Source organism: Streptococcus sp. Marseille-Q5986, assembly GCF_946902915.1.
Lineage (GTDB): Bacteria > Bacillota > Bacilli > Lactobacillales > Streptococcaceae > Streptococcus.
Map to the genome: position 1 here is coordinate 16,801 of NZ_CAMPPY010000006.1, position 23,200 is coordinate 40,000.

Consider the following 23,200-nt stretch of genomic DNA (forward strand, 5'->3'; position numbering starts at 1 on the left):
ACAAGTCTCGCCTGAGTCCAATGTCTACGAATAAAGAGAGTAAAAAGAGTGGACAAGCCACTCTTTTCTTTTATTATAGACGTGCGTTAAGCTCTTTGCTCAATTCTTCAAATCCTGGTTTTCCAAGAAGGGCAAACATATTACGTTTGTAGGCTTCAACGCCTGGTTGGTCAAATGGGTTGATGGCATTCAAGTAACCTGAAAGGGCGATAGCCAATTCGAAGAAGTAGATAGTGTATCCAAGAGTGAAGGCATCTTGCTCAGGCAGAGTTACGTACATGTTTGGCACGTCACCATCAGTGTGGGCAAGAAGAACACCGTCAGTAGCTTTTTTGTTTACAAAGTCAACGTCTTTTCCTTGAAGGTAACCAAGTCCATCAAGGTCTTCTTCCAAAGTAGGGATAATCACGTTTTTACGAGGTTTGTCAACACGGACAACTGTTTCAAACATGATACGAGTTCCTTCTTGGATAAATTGACCAAGTGAGTGCAAGTCAGTTGAGAAGTTGGCTGAAGTTGGGTAGATACCTTTTTGGTCTTTCCCTTCTGATTCACCAGCCAATTGTTTCCACCATTCTGAGAAGTATTGAAGTGATGGCTCGTAGTTTACCAAGATTTCAGTAGCGTAGCCTTTACGGTAAAGGATGTTACGCACTGCTGCGTATTGGTAAGCTTCGTTTTCAGAGATTTTATCTGAAGTGTAGTCTTTGCGGGCTGCATTCGCACCTTCCATAAGGGCTTTGATGTCAGCTCCTGATGCTGCGATTGGAAGCAAACCAACAGCTGTCAATACTGAGAAACGTCCACCGATATCATCTGGAACAACAAATGTTTCCCATCCGTTAGCGTCTGCTTCAACCTTAACAGCACCTTTTTGGCGGTCAGTTGTTGCATAGATACGTTTGTTTGCTTCTTCTTGACCGTATTTCTTAACCAAGAGTTCTTTGAAGACACGGAAAGCGATAGCTGGTTCAGTTGTTGTACCTGATTTAGAAATTACGTTTACTGAGAAATCTTTGTCTGCAACATACTCTACCAAGTCAGCAAGGTAAGTAGATGAGATTGAGTTTCCCGCGTAAAGGATTTGTGGAGCTTTGCGTTCTTCTTTTGTTTGCAAATTAGCAAAATGGTGATTCAAGAAGTCGATTGCTGCTTTGGCACCAAGGTAAGATCCACCGATACCGATTACAACCAAGACGTCACTGTCTGATTTGATTTGCTCAGCAGCTTTCAAGATGCGGTCAAATTCTTCACGGTCGTAGTTTTCAGGAAGATCCAACCATCCCAAGAAATCGCTACCAGCACCAGTTCCTTTACGAATCATTTCGTCAGCAGCTGTAACTTGTGCTTGCATGTATTCCACTTCATGTGGTGCAACAAATTTGTCTAAAACTTTTGAATAATCAAATTTAATATGTGACATGTTATTCCTCCAATATTTCTTCTTTTCTATCATAACGCTTACCTTCGTTTTTTTCAAGTTTTTTTGTCGAATTTCTCCAATTTTTATCAGAATTCAAACGTTTGCGTAAAAATCCCACATTCCAAAAATTTTGAAAAAACAAAAGAAAGAACGACCAGATGCCCCAGTTGTTACAGTTCATTCAATAAATACTCAAATAATTCTAAATTGCCATCTTCTTCATTAACCAGAAACTCTGGATGCCACTGCAAATCGATAATGCGGTGTTCGTCAATAGACTCAATCGCTTCGATGGTCTGGTCTCTTGGATCAATAGCAGTTACACGGAAATTAGGTGCCAAATCTTTAATACTTTGACGATGGACGGAGTTAACCTGACTTTCTTTTCCGAATAGCTTAGCCACCACGCTTCCTTCCACTGTCTCAATAGAGTGAGATGTTCCGAAAGGTAGTCCTTGCCAGTGACCTTCAATTTCTTGGTGAAGAGTGCCACCAAAAGCAACATTGACAAGTTGAACACCGCGACAGATTGCCAAAATTGGCTTATTCTGACGGAGCGCTTCTTTCAAGAGTGCCAATTCAAATTCATCACGGACCAGATTGTAATCATCACTCTCAATGGTTTTTTTCTCTCCATAAAATTGGGGATGGACATTTTGCCCACCTGTTAAGATGAGTTTGTTAATCATTTCCACATAATCGCGCACAATGGACTCATCTCCTACAGGAATCACTAAAGGGAGACAACCGACTTGACGAATGCTCTCTGCAAATTTACAGGATACAGATGAATGAATGTTTTTTCCTTCTGCGTCTACAGGACATAGATTTGCAGCAACTCCTACAACCGTTCTAGCCATGATGTGTCTCCTTTCGATTTTCTTGCGACAGTCTTATCTTATCACTCCAACTCTTTCCTGTCTAATATGTTTTTTTAAAGACCGTAATAAGTATTTTTTATGGACAAGAAAAAGCTGCCCAAGAGGACAACTTCTTTTTTTATTCGAAGACGAATTGATTGTGATACAGTTCCGAGTAGAAGCCACCAAGTTTGAGCAACTCGTGATGATTTCCACGTTCAATGACCTTTCCATCTTTGAGGACAATAATCTGATCGGCATTGAGGATGGTCTTCAAACGATGGGCAATCACAAAACTGGTTCGACCTGCTACTATTGCTTCCATAGCATGTTGAATCTTGCTTTCTGTTACGGTATCGACATTGGAAGTTGCTTCATCTAAGATTAGGACTTGAGGATCTGTCATCAAGGTTCGAGCGATGGAAATCAATTGTTTCTGCCCAGTCGAGAAGATATTTTGCTCATCATCAATAAGGGTATCATACTTATCAGGCAAGCTTTCGATGTAGTCATGAATATGAGTTGCCTTGGCAGCTGCTTCGACCATTTCCTCACTGGCATCTGGCACACCGAAGCGGATATTGTCTCGGATTGTTCCACTAAACAAGACTGAATCCTGCAGGACAATCCCGACCTTGCTCCGCAAGCTATCCAAGTCGTAGTCACGGATGTCTTTGCCATCAAAGCAAATGCTGCCTGCATCCACATCGTAGAAACGATTGATGAGGTTCATTATGGTCGTTTTCCCTGAACCAGTCGGACCGACAACTGCTATCATCTGCCCCTTAGGAGCTGAAATGCTGATATCTTTTAAAATCGGCTGGTCTGGCACATAAGAGAAATCAATATGACTGATTTCAACGCCTTCTCGTAATTCCGTAAAGGCTGGTGCATTTTGCGGGCGAATCTCTTCTTCTCTATCGAACATTTCTTGGATACGATCGGCTCCAGTAAAGGCCAATTGGAGACTCCCCCAACTCGCAGCCACCTGGATAATCGGCTGGTAGTACTGCTGAGAAAATTGGGTAAACATGACAATCAAACCTAGGGCTGTCGTTGTTTCGATACTTGGATCGTTCAGCAAGACCGCAGAACCTGCAAAAATGACGATGGCCGTATTGACCAAACTCATCCCATTCATAACAGGAAAGAGGATGCCTGAGAACATTCTCCCTTTAAAGGTCGCCTTGCGCACGCGCTCATTTTTCTCCACAAAGCCTGCTACGATATCGTCTTGAATTCCTTGTACGATAACAGCTTTCTGTCCAGAAATACTCTCATCCATGTAGGCGTTGAGTTTCCCAACCTCTTTTTGCTGGAGATTGGTGTACTTGCGGGCCATTTTCACGATAAAAACCAACATGAGAAAGACCACTGGGGTGCTGGCTACTGTTATCAGAGCTAGCGTCACATTTCTTGAAAACATGACAAAAATCAAACCGATGTAAAGAGCAATATTGCTCATGACCTGAACCAGGCTTTCATTGAAGGCTTGAAGGATGTTGTCCAAGTCACTCGTGAAGCGAGAAAGGATATCACCATCCTGATGGCGGTCAAAGAAAGAAACCGTCAAACGAGAAAGTTTGCCAAAGAGGCCCTTACGCATCTCATTTGTTGACCCAGCAATCACACGGGTCATCAAGGTCATGTAAATCAAACTGGATACCACTAAGGCAAGGACAATCAGAGCTAGATTCAGCATCAGAGTTAACAAACTCTGCCAGACCAGTTCGGAAGTTCCATTTTGGTAAGCCAGAACTAGGTTAGCGAGCTCTGTTACTGCTTGGCCTGAAAAAACCGGAAGGAAGGCTTGGGCAATCGTCGCAACTGCAACCATCAGAATCACAATGACAAAGGAGAACTTGTAAACTTTAAAATAATTCCAGAAAAATCGAACGGTTTTCATTTTATTCCTTATATTTATACTAGCGGGTAGCTCCCGCTAGTATAAACCCTTTCTTTAATTATTTTTTAGATTTGTTTTATACTTAGTTCAGAGCTGTGGATTAGTATTTCATTCCAATCGCTTTGACGATTTCGAGGAGGCTCTAACCACAGCTCTTTGTTTAATTGGTAATGAGAATGATAACGCCCAGACGTTTTATCTCGTGTAAGGATACAAGACAAAGAGTGCGTGGAACGAACAACAGTCGCTAATAATCTCGAAAGGAACCAGAAACTTATTTTTTATGTTGGTATTGATATTGCCAAAAATAAACACGATTTAGCCTGTATCAACGAAACTGGAGAAACAGTGATAACCAACTTCAGATTTGCCAATTCTTATCAAGGTTTTCATCAGCTGAAACTAAAGCTAGAACAGCTATCTCCTATCACACAAGATGTCCAGATAGCACTTGAAAGCACAGGACACTATAACTACAATATAGTGACTTTTTTAAGAGAGTTCGGGTACAATGTGTTTGCTTACAACCCGCTCATTATCAAAGAATTTGCTAAATTACAATCTCTTAGAAAAACCAAGAAAGATAGGAAAGATGCTTTGTTAATTGCTCGTAAGCTACGCTCTGACGTAACCCCTGAACTCCATAGAATTGTTAGTAATCTTCATAATCATTTTGTCTATGACTTACTAACAAATTACCCTTCTCCACAAAAAATAGCTCGTGCTCGGTTCTCATCATTACTTAAAATCAAACGGCTAACCGCTGATAAAGCTCATCAGATACAAGAAATAGCCAAACAAACTATTGGTAATACTTCTACCGTGTTATCCTTAGAATTAGTGCAATTAATTGAAAACATTAAACACTACGATAAGCAAATTACCCAAGTCCAAGAAGAAATTAACCTCTTGATGATTGAGTTGAACTCTCCTATTGCTTCTATTCCTGGAATTGGAAGTCTCCTTGGTGCAATTATTCTAGCTGAAATGAAGACTATTCATAATTTCAAAAATCCAAATCAGCTTCAAGCCTTTGCAGGTTTAGACCCTGCTATTTACCAATCAGGACAGATGGATAATACAGGTCATATAGTAAAACGAGGTTCCTCTTATCTAAGGTATGCCCTGATACAAGCTGCCAAGCTTATAGCCATTTATTCCCACATTTTAAAGCCTATTTAAGACTAAAAATCAGTCAAGGAAAGCATTACAATGTAGCTGTGACACATGTTGCTAAAAAGCTCATTCGTGTAATTTATCATCTTCTTAAAACCAATCAACTGTTTGATGAAACTAAACTAAGGTAAAACTATAAAGTCATGAATCATTTTAAAAACTTGCTTTTAGCAGGTCTTTTTCACATGCAATCAATTTTCTAAATAGCTTTTAAAAATAGTTAATATTTTTAAAAATTATTCTTGACTTTTTATATAGAATGCCTTCTTTCCCTTTTGTGTTTCGTAGATTTCACGGTAGATGGCATTGCTAGCTACCAAGTCTGCATGCCGTCCTTCTCCAATCAAACGCCCTTGATCCAAGACCAAAATCTTGTCCGCATGGACGACTGAACTAATCTTTTGAGCGATGATAATGGTTGTTGTCCCTTTCAGATCTTTGTTCAAAGCTTCCTGTACGAGTCTTTCTGACTTAGCATCCAATGCCGAAGTCGAATCGTCAAAAATCAGGATACGGGGATTGCTGACGATTCCACGGGCAATGGACATCCGTTGCTTTTGTCCACCAGAAAAGTTGGTGCCACGTTCTTCGACCTGACTCTCAAATTTGTTTTCCATGCGTCCGATAAATTCACTGGCTTGGGCAATCTGTGCTGCACGTTCCATTTCTGACACGCTGGCATTGCCTTTTCCTTGACGAAGATTATCTGCAATGGTCCCGCTAAAGAGAATAGCACGTTGCAAGACGATGGAAACTGTTTTACGCAAGGTTCCCTCGCTGACGTCTCGAATATCCTTGCCACCAATCTCAATAGATCCCTCCTGTGGATCAAAAAGCCGTGGAATTAGCTGAGCTAGGGTGGATTTCCCTGCTCCAGTCGCCCCAACCACACCGACCATCTGACCAGGCGCAATATCAAAGGTTACATTCTTCAGCATAGGCTCATCGTCATTGGGATATGTGAAGGTTACATTTTCAAAAGAGAGACTTCCTTCTAACTCTTCATCTGGGAGATCTTTAAAGGTCATCGCTGGCTCGGTATCTAGAATTTCGCGGATACGACGCAAGGAAATCATGGCACGGCTGACAGAATTTCCTAAAAATCCAACCATGATAATGGTAAAGATAATCTGGCTGAGATAGTTGACAAAGGAAGCAATAGAGCCCACAACATATGGATCTGACTGAGCCATTCCAGCCACCAACCAGATAGAGAGGAAGACTGCCCCATAGCCGACTAGCATCATAACGGGTTCTATAACTGAGAAGGCATAACCGATATAAAGATTTTGGCCGAGAAGTTCATCAGAAACCTCGGCAAATTTGTTATATTGTGCTTTTTCTTGCACAAAGGATTTGACCACGCGCACACCACGTAGATTTTCTTTGGCGATAGCATTGATCCGTTCAAGAAGGGTTTGAAACTTAGCAAATCGTGGTCCCATCATTCCCATCATAATGGCTGTAAGTGCAAAGATTAGGAGCACCATGAGGACAATTACCCACCAAAGTGACGGGAGAGTGTGGGCCGCCAAGATAAAGGAACCGATAAAGAGAAGAGGGAGACGGAAAAGGATTTGAAAAGCCATCATCACCACGTTCTGAATTTGGTTGATATCATTGGTCATACGGACGACAAGGTTACCCGCATTAAACTGCTCGATATTGGCATAAGAAAAAGTCTGGATTTTGCGAAAAGCGTCTTCCCGAAGGTCCGAAGACACTCCTTGAGCAATGTAGGCTGCAAGCGTTACATTGACCCCACCTGCAACCAGACCGACTAGGGCTACTCCTATCAGCCAAGCGCCAATACTATAAATAGCCTCATGTTGACCGGCCAACAAAGCCTCTAACACCTCTTGCAAATAGCGTGGTTGCAAGAGCGAGCTCGCAGCCATCAAGCCTGTCATCATTAAAGATGCCAAGGCCTGCCATTTATAGGTTTTTATTTTTTGAATGAGCATATTTCCTCCTAATAAAATAGATAAAGGGAGCGACATCCTGCGTCAGCTCCTTCTCATTCGGTCATATTGATGCCATTCTAGCAAAAAAGAGAAATCTTGTCAAAGAAGTCTCCTTATTATAGATTAGTGCGCTTTCATATACAGGTGATGCATGAAAAGGCTTTTTATGGTAAAATGAAAGGAAGAACTCTTACAAGGAGGAAAAGATGAAGAAACAAACCATCGCTGTCTTGGGTCCTGGTTCTTGGGGGACCGCCCTTTCGCAGGTCCTAAGCGACAATGGACACGAGGTTCGAATTTGGGGAAATACTTCTGACCAGATCGATGAAATCAATAACCAACATACAAACAAACGCTATTTCAAAGATATCCTACTCGACGAAAAAATCAAAGCCTATCATGATTTGGAAGAAACATTAAAGGATGTTGATGCTGTTTTATTTGTGATCCCAACAAAAGTAACGAGACAGGTTGCCCAACAAGTAGCAAAGGTGCTTGATCACAAGGTTGTCATCATGCATGCCTCCAAAGGATTGGAACCAGATAGCCACAAACGTCTATCAATCATTCTTGAAGAGGAAATTCCAGCTGACCTTCGCAGTGATATCGTCGTTGTTTCAGGACCGAGCCATGCTGAGGAAACTATTGTGCGAGATATTACCTTGATTACAGCAGCCTCTAAAGATCTTGAAACTGCCCGGTACGTCCAAAATCTCTTTAGCAATCACTACTTCCGCCTCTATACCAACACGGATGTTATCGGGGTTGAAACCGCCGGTGCTCTCAAAAATATCATCTCAGTTGGTGCTGGGGCACTACATGGACTAGGATTTGGCGACAATGCCAAGGCAGCTATCATCGCCCGTGGCTTGGCAGAAATCACCCGTCTAGGTGTCGCTCTCGGAGCTAATCCTCTGACTTATAGCGGTCTTTCTGGAGTTGGGGATTTGATCGTAACGGGAACATCTGTCCACTCTCGTAACTGGAGGGCCGGTAATGCTCTCGGTCACGGAGAATCTCTCGCAGATATTGAGGCTAATATGGGCATGGTCATTGAAGGCATTTCAACAACTCGAGCAGCTTACGAACTGGCTCAGGAATTGGGTGTCTACATGCCAATCACACAGGCTATTTACCGAGTTATCTATGAAGGTGTCAATATCAAAGAAGCAATCACCGACATCATGAGCAATGAATTTAAAGCAGAAAACGAATGGTCACAGACCTTTATAGAAAGGAACATTTATGAAACAAAAAGTCAGAAAAGCAGTCATCCCCGCCGCTGGATTGGGAACTCGTTTCCTCCCAGCAACTAAGGCCTTGGCCAAGGAAATGTTGCCAATCGTAGACAAGCCAACTATCCAGTTTATCGTTGAAGAGGCCCTCAAATCTGGTATCGAAGACATTTTGGTTGTTACTGGTAAGTCAAAACGTTCCATTGAGGACCACTTCGACTCAAACTTCGAATTGGAATACAACCTCAAAGAAAAAGGGAAAACAGATCTTTTGAAGCTAGTTGATGAAACAACTGGCATGCGCCTGCATTTTATCCGCCAAACGCATCCACGTGGTCTCGGAGATGCTGTTTTGCAAGCCAAGGCTTTCGTTGGAAATGAACCTTTTGTCGTTATGCTTGGTGATGACTTGATGGATATCACAGACGAAAAGGCTGTTCCACTTACCAAACAACTCATGGATGACTACGAGCGTACCCACGCGTCCACTATCGCTGTTATGCCAGTCCCTCACGACGAAGTCTCTGCTTACGGGGTTATTGCTCCGCAAGGCGAAGGAAAAGACGGTCTTTACAGCGTTGAAACCTTCGTTGAAAAACCAGCTCCAGAGGACGCTCCTAGCGACCTTGCTATCATCGGACGCTACCTCCTCACGCCTGAAATTTTCCAAATCCTCGAAAACCAAGCTCCAGGTGCAGGGAATGAAATTCAGCTGACAGATGCAATCGACACCCTCAATAAAACACAACGTGTATTTGCTCGTGAGTTCAAAGGGGCTCGTTACGATGTCGGAGACAAGTTTGGCTTTATGAAAACCTCCATCGACTACGCTCTCAAACACCCACAAGTCAAAGACGACTTGAAAGACTACCTCATTCAACTCGGAAAAGAGTTAGCTGAAGGGGAATAGAAGACAAACAAAGCTCTTAAATAAGGGCTTTGTTTTTTGTTGAAGCTTGCAATAAAAAAAGCCATCTTTGCAGATGACTTATTAGCAACCGAATCGGTGCTCGCTTTTTCAAGTTGTGTACGGACAAAGCCTTATTTTAACTTGCTGTGTTGTTTCGAATAATTCCAACACTTGTATTGTATACCATTCTTTTAAAAATTGCAAGAAGAAATCGTTATAAATAAAATAGAATAACACTTCATTTTATAAGATTAAAAATTTACACATTGAAAACGTTTTACAATTTCTTGATTTTAATAGCCAAAAGATATATAATTTAGCTAAAGTTAATATATTAGCCATTACTAATTAGAACATAAAGAATATAACTCAAAGGAGAACACTAAATGAGCAATAAACCTTACTCTATCGGACTCGATATCGGGACAAACAGCGTCGGATGGGCCGTCATTACTGATGACTATAAAGTGCCATCTAAAAAGTTGAAAATTCTGGGCAATACCGATAAACGATTTATCAAGAAAAATCTCATCGGGGCTCTATTGTTTGATGAGGGAACTACTGCTGAGGCTAGACGCCTTAAACGAACTGCACGTCGTCGCTATACCCGTCGGAAAAATCGTCTTCGCTACCTTCAAGAAATCTTTGCTGAGGAAATGAGCAAGGTAGATAGTAGTTTCTTTCATCGATTGGATGACTCCTTTTTAATTCCTGAGGATAAAAGAGGGAGTAAATACCCTATTTTTGCTACCTTGGCAGAAGAAAAAGAATACCATAAGCAATTTCCAACTATTTATCATTTGAGAAAGCAACTGGCTGATTCGAAAGAAAAAGCTGACTTGCGCTTGATCTATCTAGCATTAGCTCATATTATTAAATACCGTGGGCATTTTTTATATGAAGAAGCTTTCGATATAAAAAATAATGATATTCAAAAAATCTTTAACGAGTTTATAAGCATTTACGACAACACCTTTGAAGGAAGTTCACTTAGTGGGCAAAACGCACAAGTAGAAGCAATTTTTACTGATAAAATTAGTAAATCTGCAAAGAGAGAACGCGTTCTAAAACTCTTTCCTGACGAAAAGTCCACTGGTTTGTTTTCAGAATTTCTCAAGTTGATTGTAGGAAATCAAGCTGATTTCAAGAAATATTTTGACTTAGGAGAAAAAGCCCCGCTACAATTTTCTAAAGATACCTATGATGAGGATTTGGAAAACTTGCTCGGACAAATTGGAGATGACTTTGCAGACCTTTTCCTAGTTGCTAAAAGACTCTATGACGCCATTCTTCTATCAGGAATCTTAACCGTTACAGATCCTTCAACCAAGGCTCCACTGTCAGCATCTATGACTGAGCGCTATGAAAATCACCAAAAAGACTTAGCAGCTTTAAAACAATTCATCAAAAACAATCTTCCAGAAAAATATGTTGAAGTTTTTTCTAACCAATCTAAAGATGGGTATGCTGGGTATATCGATGGCAAGACCACACAAGAAGCATTTTACAAATATATCAAAAATCTTCTCTCTAAATTCGAAGGAGCAGATTATTTCCTTGATAAAATCGAACGTGAAGATTTTTTGAGAAAACAACGCACCTTTGATAATGGTTCTATTCCTCATCAAATTCATCTTCAAGAAATGAATGCCATTCTCCGTCGGCAAGGAGAACATTATCCATTTTTGAAGGAAAACAGAGAAAAAATTGAGAAAATCTTGACCTTCCGTATTCCTTACTACGTCGGCCCATTGGCTCGTGGCAATCGTGCTTTTGCTTGGCTTACTCGAAATTCTGACCAAGCAATAAGACCTTGGAACTTTGAAGAAATTGTTGATAAGGCAAGATCTGCGGAAGACTTCATCAATAAGATAACTAACTATGACTTGTATCTCCCAGAGGAAAAAGTTTTGCCTAAGCACAGTCCTCTATACGAAACTTTTACCGTCTATAATGAATTAACAAAGGTTCGATTCATTGCAGAAGGGATGAGGGACTATCAATTCCTTGATAGTGTACAGAAAAAACAAATTGTCAATCAATTAAGAAAAGTAACTGAAAAAGACATCATTCATTATCTACACACTGTTGATGGCTACGATGGAATCGAACTAAAAGGAATTGAAAAACAATTTAACGCTAGTCTTTCTACTTACCATGATTTGCTCAAGATTATCAAGGATAAGGAGTTTATGGATGACCCTAAAAATGAAGAGATTCTTGAAAATATCGTCCACATGCTAACTATCTTTGAAGATCGTGAAATGATCAAGCAACGCCTTGCTCAATATGACTCTCTCTTTGATGAAAAAGTGATTAAAGCACTGACTCGTCGACATTATACTGGTTGGGGAAAACTCTCTGCTAAGTTGATTAATGGCATCAGTGATAAACAAACTGGCAATACGATTCTTGACTACTTGATTGATGATGGCTACAGCAATCGTAATTTTATGCAGCTAATCAATGATGACGGACTTTCCTTCAAAGACATTATTCAAAAAGCACAAGTGGTTGGTAGGACAAACGATGTGAAGCAAGTTGTCCAAGAGCTTCCAGGAAGCCCTGCTATCAAAAAAGGAATTTTACAAAGTATCAAGATTGTTGATGAACTTGTCAAGGTGATGGGCCATGCTCTCGAGTCCATTGTGATTGAGATGGCACGAGAAAATCAGACAACTGCCAGAGGGAAAAAGAATTCCCAACAAAGATATAAACGCATTGAAGATGCACTAAAAAATCTAGCTCCTGGGCTTGATTTAAATATATTAAAAGAACATCCAACAGATAATATTCAACTTCAAAACGATCGTCTCTTCCTCTACTATCTCCAAAATGGGAGGGATATGTATACTGGGAAACCTCTTGACATCAACCAACTGAGCAACTATGACATTGACCACATCATCCCACAGACCTTTATCAAGGATGATTCTCTTGATAACCGTGTCTTGACGAGTTCAAAGGATAATCGTGGTAAATCTGATAATGTTCCAAGTTTAGAGGTTGTTCAAAAAAGAAAAGCTTTTTGGCAACAATTGTTAGATTCCAAATTGATTTCAGAACGTAAATTTAATAATTTAACCAAAGCTGAACGTGGCGGACTAAATGAACTTGATAAGGTTGGTTTCATTAAACGCCAACTAGTTGAAACACGACAGATCACAAAACATGTTGCTCAGATTTTGGATGCTCGCTATAATACAGAAGTGACTGAGAAGGATAAGAAGAATCGTACCGTCAAAATTATCACTTTGAAATCCAATCTAGTTTCCAACTTCCGTAAAGAGTTTAGGTTATACAAGGTGCGGGAAATCAATGACTACCACCACGCGCATGATGCCTACTTAAATGCAGTAGTGGCTAAGGCCATCCTTAAGAAATATCCTAAACTAGAGCCTGAATTCGTCTATGGTGACTATCAAAAGTACGATCTTAAGAGATACATCTCAAGATCCAAAGATCCTAAAGAAGTCGAAAAAGCGACTGAAAAGTATTTCTTCTACTCAAACTTGTTGAACTTCTTTAAAGAAGAGGTGCATTACGCAGACGGAACTATCGTAAAAAGAGAAAATATCGAATACTCCAAAGATACTGGAGAAATCGCTTGGAATAAGGAAAAAGATTTCGCTACAATCAAAAAAGTACTTTCACTTCCGCAGGTGAATATTGTGAAGAAGCGAGAGGTGCAAACAGGTGGCTTCTCTAAAGAGTCTATTCTTCCTAAAGGAAATTCTGACAAGCTAATCCCTCGAAAAACAAAGGATATTCTTTGGGACACTACTAAATATGGGGGATTTGATAGCCCTATTATCGCCTATTCGATCTTGCTCATTGCCGATATCGAAAAAGGAAAAGCGAAAAAACTGAAGACTGTCAAAACTCTAGTTGGTATCACGATCATGGAAAGAGCCGCTTTTGAGGAGAATCCAATAACTTTCCTTGAAAATAAAGGCTATCATAATGTCCGTAAAGAAAATATCCTCTGCCTACCTAAGTATAGTTTATTTGACCTGGGAAATGGTCGCAGACGACTACTTGCAAGTGCGAAAGATCTTCAAAAAGGCAATGAAATAGTGCTTCCAGTATATTTAACAACCTTGCTCTACCATTCTAAAAATGCCCATAAACTAGACGAACCAGGACATTGGGAATACATTCAGAGACACCGAAGTGAATTTAAGGATTTATTAAATCTTGTATCTGAGTTCTCTCAAAAATATATCCTCGCCGAAGCAAATCTGGAGAAAATCAAGAACTTATATGCAGACAATGAGCAGGCAGATATAGAAATCCTAGCAAATTCATTTACCAATTTGTTGACCTTCACTGCTTTGGGTGCTCCTGCTGCCTTTAAATTTTTTGACAAAGATGTTGATCGAAAACGATACACAACTGTATCTGAAATCCTCAACGCCACCCTCATCCACCAATCCATCACTGGTCTCTACGAGACTCGAATTTACTTAAGCAAACTAGGAGAAGACTAATGGGATGGAGAACTGTTGTAGTCAATACGCACTCTAAACTCTCCTACAAGAATAACCACTTGATTTTTAAAGATGCCTCTCGGACAGAGTTAATTCACCTGTCCGAGATGGACATCCTGCTTTTGGAGACGACAGATATTGTTCTCTCTACTATGTTGATTAAACGCTTGGTGGATGAAAATATTTTGGTCATCTTTTGTGATGATAAACGCTTGCCGACAGCATATTTAATGCCTTACTACGGTCGGCACGATTCCAGTTTACAACTCTCTCACCAAATTACTTGGAGCGAGGAAGCTAAAGCACAAGTTTGGACCACCATTATTGCACAAAAAATTCTCAATCAAGCTTTTTATCTAGGGAATTATGGTTTTCTGGAAAAGAGTCAGTCCGTCATCAATCTCTATCATGGGTTGGATTTGTTTGATCCTAGTAATCGTGAGGGGCACGCAGCTCGGATGTATTTTAACACCTTGTTTGGAAATGATTTTAGCCGTGAACAAGATAATGATATCAATGCTGCCTTAGACTACGGTTACACCTTAATTTTGAGTATGATTGCGCGTGAGATTGTGTTGTCTGGCTGCATGACCCAGTTTGGCTTGAAACATGCTAATCAGTTTAATCAATTCAACCTCGCTAGCGATATTATGGAGCCTTTCCGTCCGATTATTGACAGAATCGTCTATGAAAATCGAAACAGTTCTTTTGTCAAAATCAAACGAGAACTGTTCACCATTTTCTCAGATATCTTCCACTACAATGGCAAAGATATGTACCTGTCCAATATCATCAGTAACTATACTAAGAAAGTCATCCAAGCTCTCAATCAACCTGAGAAAGGAGTTCCTGAGTTTAGGATATGAGTTATCGATATATGCGTATGATTTTAATGTTTGATATGCCGGTTGATACCATAGAGGAACGCAAGACCTATCGGAAATTTCGTAAGTTCCTCATAGATGAGGGATTTATCATGCACCAATTCTCCATCTATAGCAAGCTCTTGCTCAACAACTCTGCTAATAATGCCATGATTGAGCGACTCAAGACTCATAACCCTAAAAAGGGGAACATTACTCTCTTAACCGTCACGGAAAAGCAATTTTCTCGCATGATTTACTTAAATGGCGAGCGAAATACCAGCGTAGCAAACTCTGATGCTCGTTTGGTCTTTCTAGGAGAGGAGCCTGGAGATGAAGATTAATTTCCCATTATTGGATGAACCATTAGCTATTGAAAATGCGACCTTTTTAGTGTTGGAAGACCAAATTACCTTTTCAACTATCGTCAAGCAGTTCTATCAATACACTGATGAAGGGGAGTTGAAGTTATTTGATAGAAATCTAAAAGCTCCGAAAGAGTCCAAGTTACTACTGATAACGGATGTCTTAGGATACAATCTCAATTCACCTGCCATGCTCAAGCTGATACATGCGGATCTTGAAAATCAGCTCAATGATAAACCAGAAGTCAAGTCCATGATTGAAAAGTTGGTTGCTACGATTACAGAATTACTGGCATTTGAGTGTTTGGAAAACGAATTGGACTTGGAGTATGATGAAATTGCCATTCTGGAGTTAATCGATGCACTTGGTGTCAAAGTCGAAACCCTGAGTGATACACCTTTCGAAAAGATGCTAGAAATTGTCCAAGTTTTTAAATATCTTTCCAAAAAGAAACTCCTTGTCTTCATCAATGCGACCGCCTATCTATCAAAGGATGAGTTAGTAAATCTGATAGAGTATATCCAACTCAATCAACTAAGAGTCTTATTTGTCGAACCTCGAACAGTCTATGATTTTCCGCAATATGTGCTGGATCAAGACTATTTCTTGAACCCTGAAAATATGGTATAATAAGGGTAACAATTGGAACCTGACGAGCTGAAGTCTGGCTGGGACGAATGGCGCGATTACGAAATCTCGTGAGAAAAATTTTTCTACGAGGTTTTAGAGCTCTGTTGTTTCGAATGGTTTAAAAAAAAGCTACTCATTTTTTGAGTAGCTTTTTAACTATCCCCCCTACACATAGCTCATTCCCTTATAGCATAGGAAAACGGCTAGTGCGATAAAAAGTACAGTTGCTCCGATTCTCTGGCTGGTGCTATACATTCTTTTTTCCCATTTGACTGGAAAAATAACCGCTAGAAAAGCACCGCCTACTGCACCTCCGATATGGCCAGCTAGACTGATTCCTGGAATCAGAACACTTCCAATGATATTTATCACGAAAAGTGTCAGATAGGATTGCCCCAACTGCTGGATATAGGGGTTGCGAGTTGCGTAACGCAAGACGATAATCGCAGCAAATAATCCATAGAGAGAAGTGGAGGCCCCTGCGGCGACAACTTTCGGTGTGAAAGCAAAAACAAAGAGATTCCCCATCATTCCAGATAAGAGATAGAGAAAGAAAAATTGCTTAGAACCGAAAATTTCCTCCACTTGTCGTCCAAGAAAGTAGAGTGAAATCATATTGACAATAAAATGCTCCCATCCAATATGCACAAAAATAGCTGAAAAAAGGCGCCATATCTGCTCAGGGAACAGGCGAATGACCGGTCCATACATGGCTCCAAACTGAAGCAAGGTATCTGCTCGTTCAAAATTTAAACCTGTAAGAACCAACATCAAGAGAAATACCAATGCTGTCACTAGGAGGAAGAAACTAGCCACAGGATAACGTTTATCAAAGATTTCTTTCATCTATTAGCACCTCCTGGACGGGAATATCATGGTCTTCCAAGTTAAACTCCTGAACCTGACAAGGATAGATTGTACTCAGACTCTGCCCAGCAAAATGTTCCAGGTAGCGGTCATAATAACCTCCACCATATCCAATCCGATAGCCCTCTGTTGTAAAAGCCAAGCCCGGAACATGAATTAAACCAATCTGAGACGGTTCCACCACTTCCAAATCTCCTTGCGGTTCCAGTAAACCAAAGGAAGTTTTTACCAACTGCTGCGGATGATATACTACAAGGTCCATCCGCCCCTTGGGATAGGTTTTAGGTATCAGAACCTTTTTGCCGTCCTTCAGCGCCTGTTCAATCAGTTCCTGTGTTTGAAATTCATGCGGAAAAGAGAGATAGGTTGCGATGGTCTTAGCTTCTTGGTAAAAGGGGTGTTGTAAGAAACGCTCAGTTAAAGCTCGATCCATAGCCTGCTTTTTCTCCTGAGATAAAGCCTTCATTTCGTGTAAGACTTGCTTGCGTAGTTCTGCTTTCATAGACAATTCCTCTACTCTGCTGACTTCTTTTTCAGGAAACTAGATACTGCTTCCACCCCAACGGCTAAGGCTTCTTCCTTAGGACTCATCTGAGGGTGATGAAGGGCGTAGGGACTGCCGATACCTAGCCAGAACATAACGCCATCTACCTTCGAAAGGAAATAGCCAAAGTCCTCACCTGTCATAGCAGGCTCGATATCAATCAACTCAATTCCCTCTTTCTCTTCAAAAAAGTCCATCAGTTCACGCGCCAAGGCTGGATTGTTCTCAACAGGTAGGTAGCCTCCTTGCTTGAGTTCTACTTCGACTTCCATATCAAAGGCTGCTGCAACCCCTTCTGCAACTGTCTTGACTCTTTTTTGTACCAAGAGGCTCATGTCCTGAGTCAAGGCGCGAATGGTTCCGTGTAAAAATGCTGTATCTGTAATGACATTGTTGGTTGTTCCAGCTTGGAAAAGGCCAAAGGTCACCACCGCTCCCTCGATTGGATCGACATTGCGGCTGACAACTGACTGTACCTGGGTCACAAAGTAACTAGCAGCCACCAAGGCGTCATTGGCTTCATGCGGAAAAGCTGCGTGTCCTCCTTTTCCTTTGAATCGAATCTTCACCTCACAAGTCCCAGCAAAGAGCGTATGGGTATTGGTCGCGATCTGTCCAACCTTCAAATCCGGACGAACATGAAGGCCATAAAATTGCTCTGGCAACCAGCCTCCAAAAGCACCATCCTCATACATGAGCATACCACCAGCTTCATTTTCTTCAGCAGGCTGAAAAAGAAAGAGCAGATTATTCTTGGGTTGCTCCTCAAGGGCACGCTCGAGACAGCCTAAGGCAATGGTCATATGAAAATCATGCCCACAAGCATGCATGCGACCTTAGTGCTGAGAAGCGAAAGGCAGTCCTGTTTGTTCGACGATAGGCAGGCCATCAATATCTGTCCGCCAACCAATGGTACGCTCCGGCTGGCTTCCCTGCAAATAAACCAGAATACCTGTCTGCCAGGTACGAACTTGAACAAAGTCCTTGCCCGTAGTCAATTTTTCAATCACATCCAGCAAATAAGCCTGAGTCTTGAACTCCTCCAAGCCAATCTCTGAAATCTGGTGTAAATCTCGTCTAGTCTGAATCAAATCCAACATCTATCTGTCCTCCGATATAGCAGAAAGAGGATGGAAAAAAGGGTTCCGCCTCTTTTTTACTTTTGCCATTACAAGGTGCGAAGCGCATCTTCTAGCGCTGTTTTTTGTTGGGTTTGGGCATCAATTTCTTTGATGATACGGGCCGGAACACCTGCTACAACCACATTTTCTGGGACATCTTGGGTAACAATAGCTCCTGCAGCGACAACTGAACCACTACCGATTTGGACCCCTTCGATAACCACTGCATTGGCACCGATAAGAACATTGTCTCCAACACAGACTGGTTCAGCACTAGCTGGCTCAATCACACCTGCCAAAACTGCACCTGCACCAACGTGACTGTTTTTCCCAACGATAGCACGACCTCCAAGGATGGCACCCATGTCAATCATGGTTCCAGCACCGATTTCAGCACCTATATTGATAACTGCTCCCATCATGATAACAGCATTGTCACCAATTTCAACCTGGTCACGGATAATAGCACCTGGCTCGATACGAGCATTGATTGCACGTTTATCTAGCAAAGGAACTGCAGAATTACGAGCATCTTGCTCGACAACATAGTCTTGATTTTCTACCAAACCCTCGAGAAGCGGAGCGACATCCTTCCAGTCTCCAAATAGAACATTTCCTAGTTTGACAACTGAGCTTGGTACAGCAGTTGCGAGTTGCCCTTCAAAGGTTACTTTGACACTGGTTTTCTTTTCAGCATTGGCGATAAATTGGATAATTTCTTGAGCGTTCATTTTTGTAGCAGTCATAGGCGCCTTCTGGTTCGTTATAATGATACCTATTCTACCAAAAAAGGCTTCAAATTTGAAGCCTCAACTATCAAATAATCATCTTTACTGGGCCTGTTTTGCTTCTTCTACAGATAAGAAAATCATCGGAACGATAATCAACACCATAGCCAAGGCCAAAAAACCATCCATGACCAATCCTAGAAAAAGAATACTTAATAAGGCTGAAGAGAGAGGCTCGCTAGCACTCACCACCGATACAACCAGCGGGGAAACGAGTGACACAGCCTTCATAGATAGGAAAAAGGCAAAAGCAGTACCAAACACGGCAATCATCAGACAAATCAGCACACTTACCAGATCCACTTGAAAACTTATCCGATAAATAGGGTATAGGAAATTACTAAAGAGCCCTGCCAGAATCATCCCCCAACCAACAGTCGGAACAAATCCGTAGCGCCGTGCAAATCGTTGAGGAAGGATAACATTAAACATGACCCCTACTGCACTGAGCAAACCTGTCACTAGAGCCAAAGGTGTCATGGACAACTGGGACAAATCCCCTTTCGTAACCATCAAAAAAACACCTAGCATGGCAATCAAAACATAGAAAATAGCTGTAATCGAAGCCTTCTTCTGGTAAACGAGGCGATTGTAAAACAGGATAAAAACTGGGCTGATAAATTGCAAAATGGTCGCTGTCGTCGCATTGGAATACTCAACGCAGAGATAGAAGAAAAACTGCACAGAAAAAATACCTAGAATAGCATAGGCTAAAAAAGGTAGATAATTTTTCTTATCACGCCAGATGTCCAACAAGCGGCTACGCAACTGAAAGGCAGATAGACCTAAAACCAAACTCCCCGCTACCAGTAAACGCATAGAAGTAATCCATCCAGAAGACACTGGATAATGAGTGAAAAAATATTCTCCTAAAATCCCACAGATCCCCCAGATTAGGCCCGAGAGTAGCGAATATAGTGTTCCCCTAACAATCTTTTTCTGATAATGATTCATACTCCTATTATAACACGAAACCAACAAAGAAAAAAGTAGCAACAAGGGGAAATTACTAACCTTGCTGCTACTCTATCTTAACGATTAAATAGACGTGAACGTCCTGAAGAGCCACTCTGAGTACCTCCACTCGAACTCGTTGTTCCCGAACTGCCACTTGAGCTTGGAGGAGTTGCTGCAGGAATGCTTCCTAAAATATTCTTCCAAGCATTCTGATAATCTGCATCGCTTCCTCCAATAGCAAAGCGGTAAGTGGTTACTGGCGCCCCTTCTTTAGTGGTCCAGTAACTTGTTACGGTAGAACCGGAAACGTTAACTTCTTTGCCATTGATTGAAACCTTACCAGGTTTCTCCCCTGTCGACTTGAGAACTTGTGACTTGGTCACACTTGAGTCAAGATTAAAGCGCTCATGCCCCCAAATGCCAGGTTTTGCTTGTTGAATAGCATTGACCAAGTGAGCCATATAGTTGGCATTGCGGTGGTGGCCCGCCCCTTTGGCTAGTGGGCGGTTGTCATCGTGACCTAGCCAGCCACCCAAAGTCAAGCGAGGCGTAGAAAGCATAAGCCACATGTTTTCATCTTCATTGGTTGTACCAGTTTTTCCGATCCAGTCGGCGCTAGCGAGGCTTGGATTGATGGTAGCCAAGTCTGTCTGGAAACTTGAGGTAATCCGAGATGAGATAACATCGCGAAGCAAGCTTTGCATGATGGTCGCTGTAGCTTTTGAGTAAACTTGGACAGGTTTATCCTTATGTTCATAGACCACTCGACCATCTGTTGACTCGATCTTCGAAATCATATGTTTCTTATGGTAAACTCCGTTGTTGGCCAGAGTCTGATATCCGTTGGTATGCTGGGCAACTGTAACGTCAATTCCTCCACCCATCGGTAAACTCTCAATACCATATTCTGGGATTTCGTAATCCATTTTTTCCATATACCCCTTGACATCAACCCCCTTCTCCCGAAGTGTACGATAAGTCCAGTAGGCTGGGATATTCCATGAGTAGTTGAGGGCCTCCCCTAACGTCATCATCCCCGTACCAGGACTATTGACATACATGATGGGATCCCCGTTTGAAAAGTTGGTTGGATAGTTTGATAAGATACTTGCACTTCCCATCAAACCTTGGTCAATGGCAATACTGTAAGCCAATATCGGCTTAGTAGTCGAGGCAGGAGAACGTTTTGTGTCGATAGCATGGTTATTCTGATTTTTTTGATAATTACGACCACCAACAAACCCAAGAATAGCTCCTGTTTGGTTGTCCATGAGGACATTCCCCACCTCAGGCTGTCCTGTCGAATCATCTAGCAGATAGCCGTAGGTCGCAACCGCATTTTGCATCGCAGCATGAACATTTTTATTGATAGTAGTCGTAATCTTATACCCACCATTTTCAATCTCCTTAGTCGCTAAATCACGATAAGCTTTCTGGATAGATTCATTCCTTTGCTCTTCTACAGAAACATTATCTCTCTGAATCAGGTAGTCATACATTCGATCAGTAGCTTCTGCCAAGGTTGCGAAGTAGAGATAGTCACGCGAAGTACCGCTGACACTACCAGATGGTAAGAAGTCTTTCTTAAAATCATAATCCTTGTACTTATCGTAATCTTCCTGACTTAGAGCCCCTGTCCGGTACATATTATAGAGAACATCTCTAGCCCGTTTGATCCCCAGATCCAAATCCTCCTCGCTCTTCATACTACCGTCAGATTCATAAGGGGAGTAACTGATTGGGCTCTGTGGCAATCCTGCAATAAAGGCTGCTTGAGGGACCGTTAAATCCGAAGCCTTAACCCCAAAGATCCCTTCTGCAGCCTGCTGGGCACCTGCAATATTTTGACCTTTGTGATTGCGACCAAAAGGAGCTATGTTGAGGTAGGTTGTTAAAATCTCATCCTTACCCATAACCCGCTCTAAAGCTAGAGCATCAATAATCTCTTTAGCCTTACGAGCTAGAGTTGGAGCATCCCCCACCACTTGCTGCTTGATAACCTGCTGAGTCAAGGTCGAACCACCACTGGATGACCCCAGACCGACAAAAGTTCCCAAGGTCGCACGAATAACGGCCTTAGGCACGACTCCCTTGTGCTCGTTGAAATTCTCATCTTCTGTCGCAATGATAGCTTTCTTAAGGTTGTCTGAGATAGCACCTGAAGCGACTGAAGTGCGCAACAAATCGCCCTCGATCGAGGCAATGGTACTGCCGTCAGAATAAGTGATTTCTGAGATAGAGGCAATATCCTTCACTTGCTTGACCAACTCTTCTGCTTGAGGGACCTGAGCCTTGTCAAATAGGGCAACTCCATAACCCATAGCCACACCAGTGCCAAACAGTCCGCCGATAAAACCTAAGATAAAGAGAGTATTAAAAACTATTTTAAACCCACTCAAAACCTTAGCAAAATTAGACCCTGCCTTTCCAACTTTGTCAGAAGAGATCCCCTTTTTACCGGTTTTCTTATCAGCTTGTCTTTGTTTCCATTTACTAGTTAGCTGCTGGAAAAAATGCAGCATTTTTGTTTTTAATTCATTAATTCTTTCTTTCATGAATGTCCTCACTTCCTCTATTATACCATAAAAGGGAAACTTTCAATAAAAAGCTAAATTCCCAAACTAAGTTCCACCGCTAGTAGAAGTGGAAGTTAGTCTGAAAAAAATTCTAAAAACCAGTGGAAATCCGTGTCAGGCTAAGTTCCGCTGGTTTTACTCATGCTTGATTTCATCGCTTTTGTAGCCGAAAGGAATCGAAAAAAAGAGGGCACAAAATCCCCTTATCTAAAAGCGTTTCAGATTAAGTTCTGCTGTGGTGGAACTTAGAACCTGTATTCACAAAATGATAGAGCCTTTAAAAGCCGATTAATGTGTGAAAGTTTGACAAAAGCAAGCTCTGACGATACGGATTTTTCAACATCCTTAGCTAATCTTCGAGAGTGATTCAACCAAGAAAAAGTTCGCTCAACAACCCAAGGTTTGGGGATGATTTGCCAGCTGGCCTTGATTTTTTCAGAAATACCTACTGGGCAACCAAACTCCTTCACCATCATCTCCTCAGAGCTTTTACGATAACCAGCATCGGCTGAAAAAGCCTTGAT

At 41.5% G+C, this 23,200-nt stretch carries 16 protein-coding genes and 2 pseudogenes (1 of these 18 cut by a window edge); 7 read left to right on the forward strand and 11 right to left on the reverse strand.

Going from position 1 to position 23,200, the window contains the following annotated elements:
* Positions 1–73 precede the first annotated feature (73 nt).
* The 3 genes from OVN21_RS08135 to OVN21_RS08145 form a co-directional block, all read right to left on the reverse strand.
* Positions 74–1,423: a glucose-6-phosphate isomerase gene (locus OVN21_RS08135; protein WP_267248020.1), complete on the reverse strand. Its 1,350-nt coding sequence runs from the start codon at positions 1,421–1,423 to the stop codon at positions 74–76.
* Between the two features lie 170 nt (positions 1,424–1,593).
* Positions 1,594–2,283, reverse strand: a complete 690-nt coding sequence (locus tag OVN21_RS08140; protein WP_267248021.1) for a gamma-glutamyl-gamma-aminobutyrate hydrolase family protein — start codon at positions 2,281–2,283, stop codon at positions 1,594–1,596.
* A gap of 139 nt (positions 2,284–2,422) precedes the next feature.
* The gene (locus tag OVN21_RS08145) at positions 2,423–4,189 is read right to left on the reverse strand and encodes an ABC transporter ATP-binding protein (RefSeq protein ID WP_267248022.1); all 1,767 of its coding nucleotides are present in this window, start codon (positions 4,187–4,189) and stop codon (positions 2,423–2,425) included.
* Positions 4,190–4,417: 228 nt separating this feature from the next.
* Between OVN21_RS08145 and OVN21_RS08150 the strand changes: the two genes are divergently transcribed.
* Complete coding sequence (locus OVN21_RS08150) at positions 4,418–5,371, forward strand: IS110 family transposase (RefSeq protein ID WP_323744048.1); 954 nt, start codon at positions 4,418–4,420, stop codon at positions 5,369–5,371.
* Between the two features lie 230 nt (positions 5,372–5,601).
* On the opposite strand, the gene OVN21_RS08155 is transcribed toward OVN21_RS08150, so the two are convergent.
* A complete protein-coding gene (locus tag OVN21_RS08155) occupies positions 5,602–7,329 on the reverse strand; it encodes an ABC transporter ATP-binding protein (protein ID WP_267248023.1) in 1,728 nt (575 codons plus the stop codon).
* 206 nt (positions 7,330–7,535) lie between these two features.
* On the opposite strand from OVN21_RS08155, the pseudogene OVN21_RS08160 reads away from it, so the two are divergent.
* The 6 genes and pseudogenes from OVN21_RS08160 to csn2 form a co-directional block, all read left to right on the forward strand.
* Positions 7,536–8,549: pseudogene (locus tag OVN21_RS08160) on the forward strand (NAD(P)H-dependent glycerol-3-phosphate dehydrogenase); the annotation flags it as partial.
* 25 nt (positions 8,550–8,574) lie between these two features.
* On the forward strand, positions 8,575–9,474 hold the full coding sequence (gene galU / locus OVN21_RS08165; RefSeq protein ID WP_000811022.1) for a UTP--glucose-1-phosphate uridylyltransferase GalU: 900 nt from the start codon (positions 8,575–8,577) through the stop codon (positions 9,472–9,474).
* 386 nt (positions 9,475–9,860) lie between these two features.
* Entirely contained in the window at positions 9,861–13,964 is a 4,104-nt protein-coding gene (cas9, locus tag OVN21_RS08170) for a type II CRISPR RNA-guided endonuclease Cas9 (RefSeq protein ID WP_267248024.1), read from the forward strand.
* A complete protein-coding gene (cas1, locus tag OVN21_RS08175) occupies positions 13,964–14,830 on the forward strand; it encodes a type II CRISPR-associated endonuclease Cas1 (RefSeq protein WP_267248025.1) in 867 nt (288 codons plus the stop codon). The genes cas9 and cas1 overlap by 1 nt, the downstream gene beginning before the upstream one ends.
* Positions 14,827–15,171 (forward strand): CRISPR-associated endonuclease Cas2, encoded by a 345-nt coding sequence (cas2, locus tag OVN21_RS08180; protein ID WP_267248026.1) that lies wholly within the window; start codon positions 14,827–14,829, stop codon positions 15,169–15,171. Before cas1 ends, cas2 begins: the two co-directional genes overlap by 4 nt.
* Positions 15,161–15,823, forward strand: a complete 663-nt coding sequence (csn2, locus tag OVN21_RS08185) for a type II-A CRISPR-associated protein Csn2 (protein WP_267248027.1) — start codon at positions 15,161–15,163, stop codon at positions 15,821–15,823. Before cas2 ends, csn2 begins: the two co-directional genes overlap by 11 nt.
* Positions 15,824–15,988: 165 nt before the next feature.
* Here csn2 and OVN21_RS08190 read toward each other — a convergent pair whose 3' ends face one another.
* The 7 genes and pseudogenes from OVN21_RS08190 to OVN21_RS08220 all read right to left on the reverse strand — a co-directional run.
* Complete coding sequence (locus OVN21_RS08190) at positions 15,989–16,669, reverse strand: rhomboid family intramembrane serine protease (RefSeq protein ID WP_267248028.1); 681 nt, start codon at positions 16,667–16,669, stop codon at positions 15,989–15,991.
* Positions 16,653–17,192: a 5-formyltetrahydrofolate cyclo-ligase gene (locus OVN21_RS08195; protein ID WP_267248029.1), complete on the reverse strand. Its 540-nt coding sequence runs from the start codon at positions 17,190–17,192 to the stop codon at positions 16,653–16,655. The genes OVN21_RS08190 and OVN21_RS08195 overlap by 17 nt, the downstream gene beginning before the upstream one ends.
* 11 nt (positions 17,193–17,203) lie before the next feature.
* Positions 17,204–18,334, reverse strand: a pseudogene (locus OVN21_RS08200) (N-acetyldiaminopimelate deacetylase).
* Between the two features lie 68 nt (positions 18,335–18,402).
* Positions 18,403–19,101, reverse strand: a complete 699-nt coding sequence (gene dapD / locus OVN21_RS08205) for a 2,3,4,5-tetrahydropyridine-2,6-dicarboxylate N-acetyltransferase (protein ID WP_000127465.1) — start codon at positions 19,099–19,101, stop codon at positions 18,403–18,405.
* Positions 19,102–19,185: 84 nt separating this feature from the next.
* Positions 19,186–20,097 (reverse strand): DMT family transporter, encoded by a 912-nt coding sequence (locus OVN21_RS08210; protein WP_267248030.1) that lies wholly within the window; start codon positions 20,095–20,097, stop codon positions 19,186–19,188.
* A 77-nt stretch (positions 20,098–20,174) separates the two neighbouring features.
* The gene (gene pbp1b, locus OVN21_RS08215; protein ID WP_267248031.1) at positions 20,175–22,655 is read right to left on the reverse strand and encodes a penicillin-binding protein PBP1B; all 2,481 of its coding nucleotides are present in this window, start codon (positions 22,653–22,655) and stop codon (positions 20,175–20,177) included.
* Between the two features lie 266 nt (positions 22,656–22,921).
* Positions 22,922–23,200, reverse strand: partial view of a transposase gene (locus OVN21_RS08220; protein ID WP_323744053.1) — the 3' portion only. The gene runs 240 nt beyond the window's last position; the window shows 279 of its 519 coding nt (coding positions 241–519); its start codon lies off the right edge, out of view; it ends in the stop codon at positions 22,922–22,924.

What these genes read in the sequence shown, in the direction of transcription:
- OVN21_RS08135 (WP_267248020.1), bottom strand. Translation starts at nt 1,423, where the DNA reads ATGTCACATATTAAATTTGATTATTCAAAAGTTTTAGACAAATTTGTT.
- OVN21_RS08140 (WP_267248021.1), bottom strand. Translation starts at nt 2,283, where the DNA reads ATGGCTAGAACGGTTGTAGGAGTTGCTGCAAATCTATGTCCTGTAGAC.
- OVN21_RS08145 (WP_267248022.1), bottom strand. Translation starts at nt 4,189, where the DNA reads ATGAAAACCGTTCGATTTTTCTGGAATTATTTTAAAGTTTACAAGTTC.
- OVN21_RS08155 (WP_267248023.1), bottom strand. Translation starts at nt 7,329, where the DNA reads ATGCTCATTCAAAAAATAAAAACCTATAAATGGCAGGCCTTGGCATCT.
- galU (WP_000811022.1), top strand. Translation starts at nt 8,575, where the DNA reads ATGAAACAAAAAGTCAGAAAAGCAGTCATCCCCGCCGCTGGATTGGGA.
- cas9 (WP_267248024.1), top strand. Translation starts at nt 9,861, where the DNA reads ATGAGCAATAAACCTTACTCTATCGGACTCGATATCGGGACAAACAGC.
- cas1 (WP_267248025.1), top strand. Translation starts at nt 13,964, where the DNA reads ATGGGATGGAGAACTGTTGTAGTCAATACGCACTCTAAACTCTCCTAC.
- cas2 (WP_267248026.1), top strand. Translation starts at nt 14,827, where the DNA reads ATGAGTTATCGATATATGCGTATGATTTTAATGTTTGATATGCCGGTT.
- csn2 (WP_267248027.1), top strand. Translation starts at nt 15,161, where the DNA reads ATGAAGATTAATTTCCCATTATTGGATGAACCATTAGCTATTGAAAAT.
- OVN21_RS08190 (WP_267248028.1), bottom strand. Translation starts at nt 16,669, where the DNA reads ATGAAAGAAATCTTTGATAAACGTTATCCTGTGGCTAGTTTCTTCCTC.
- OVN21_RS08195 (WP_267248029.1), bottom strand. Translation starts at nt 17,192, where the DNA reads ATGAAAGCAGAACTACGCAAGCAAGTCTTACACGAAATGAAGGCTTTA.
- dapD (WP_000127465.1), bottom strand. Translation starts at nt 19,101, where the DNA reads ATGACTGCTACAAAAATGAACGCTCAAGAAATTATCCAATTTATCGCC.
- OVN21_RS08210 (WP_267248030.1), bottom strand. Translation starts at nt 20,097, where the DNA reads ATGAATCATTATCAGAAAAAGATTGTTAGGGGAACACTATATTCGCTA.
- pbp1b (WP_267248031.1), bottom strand. Translation starts at nt 22,655, where the DNA reads ATGAAAGAAAGAATTAATGAATTAAAAACAAAAATGCTGCATTTTTTC.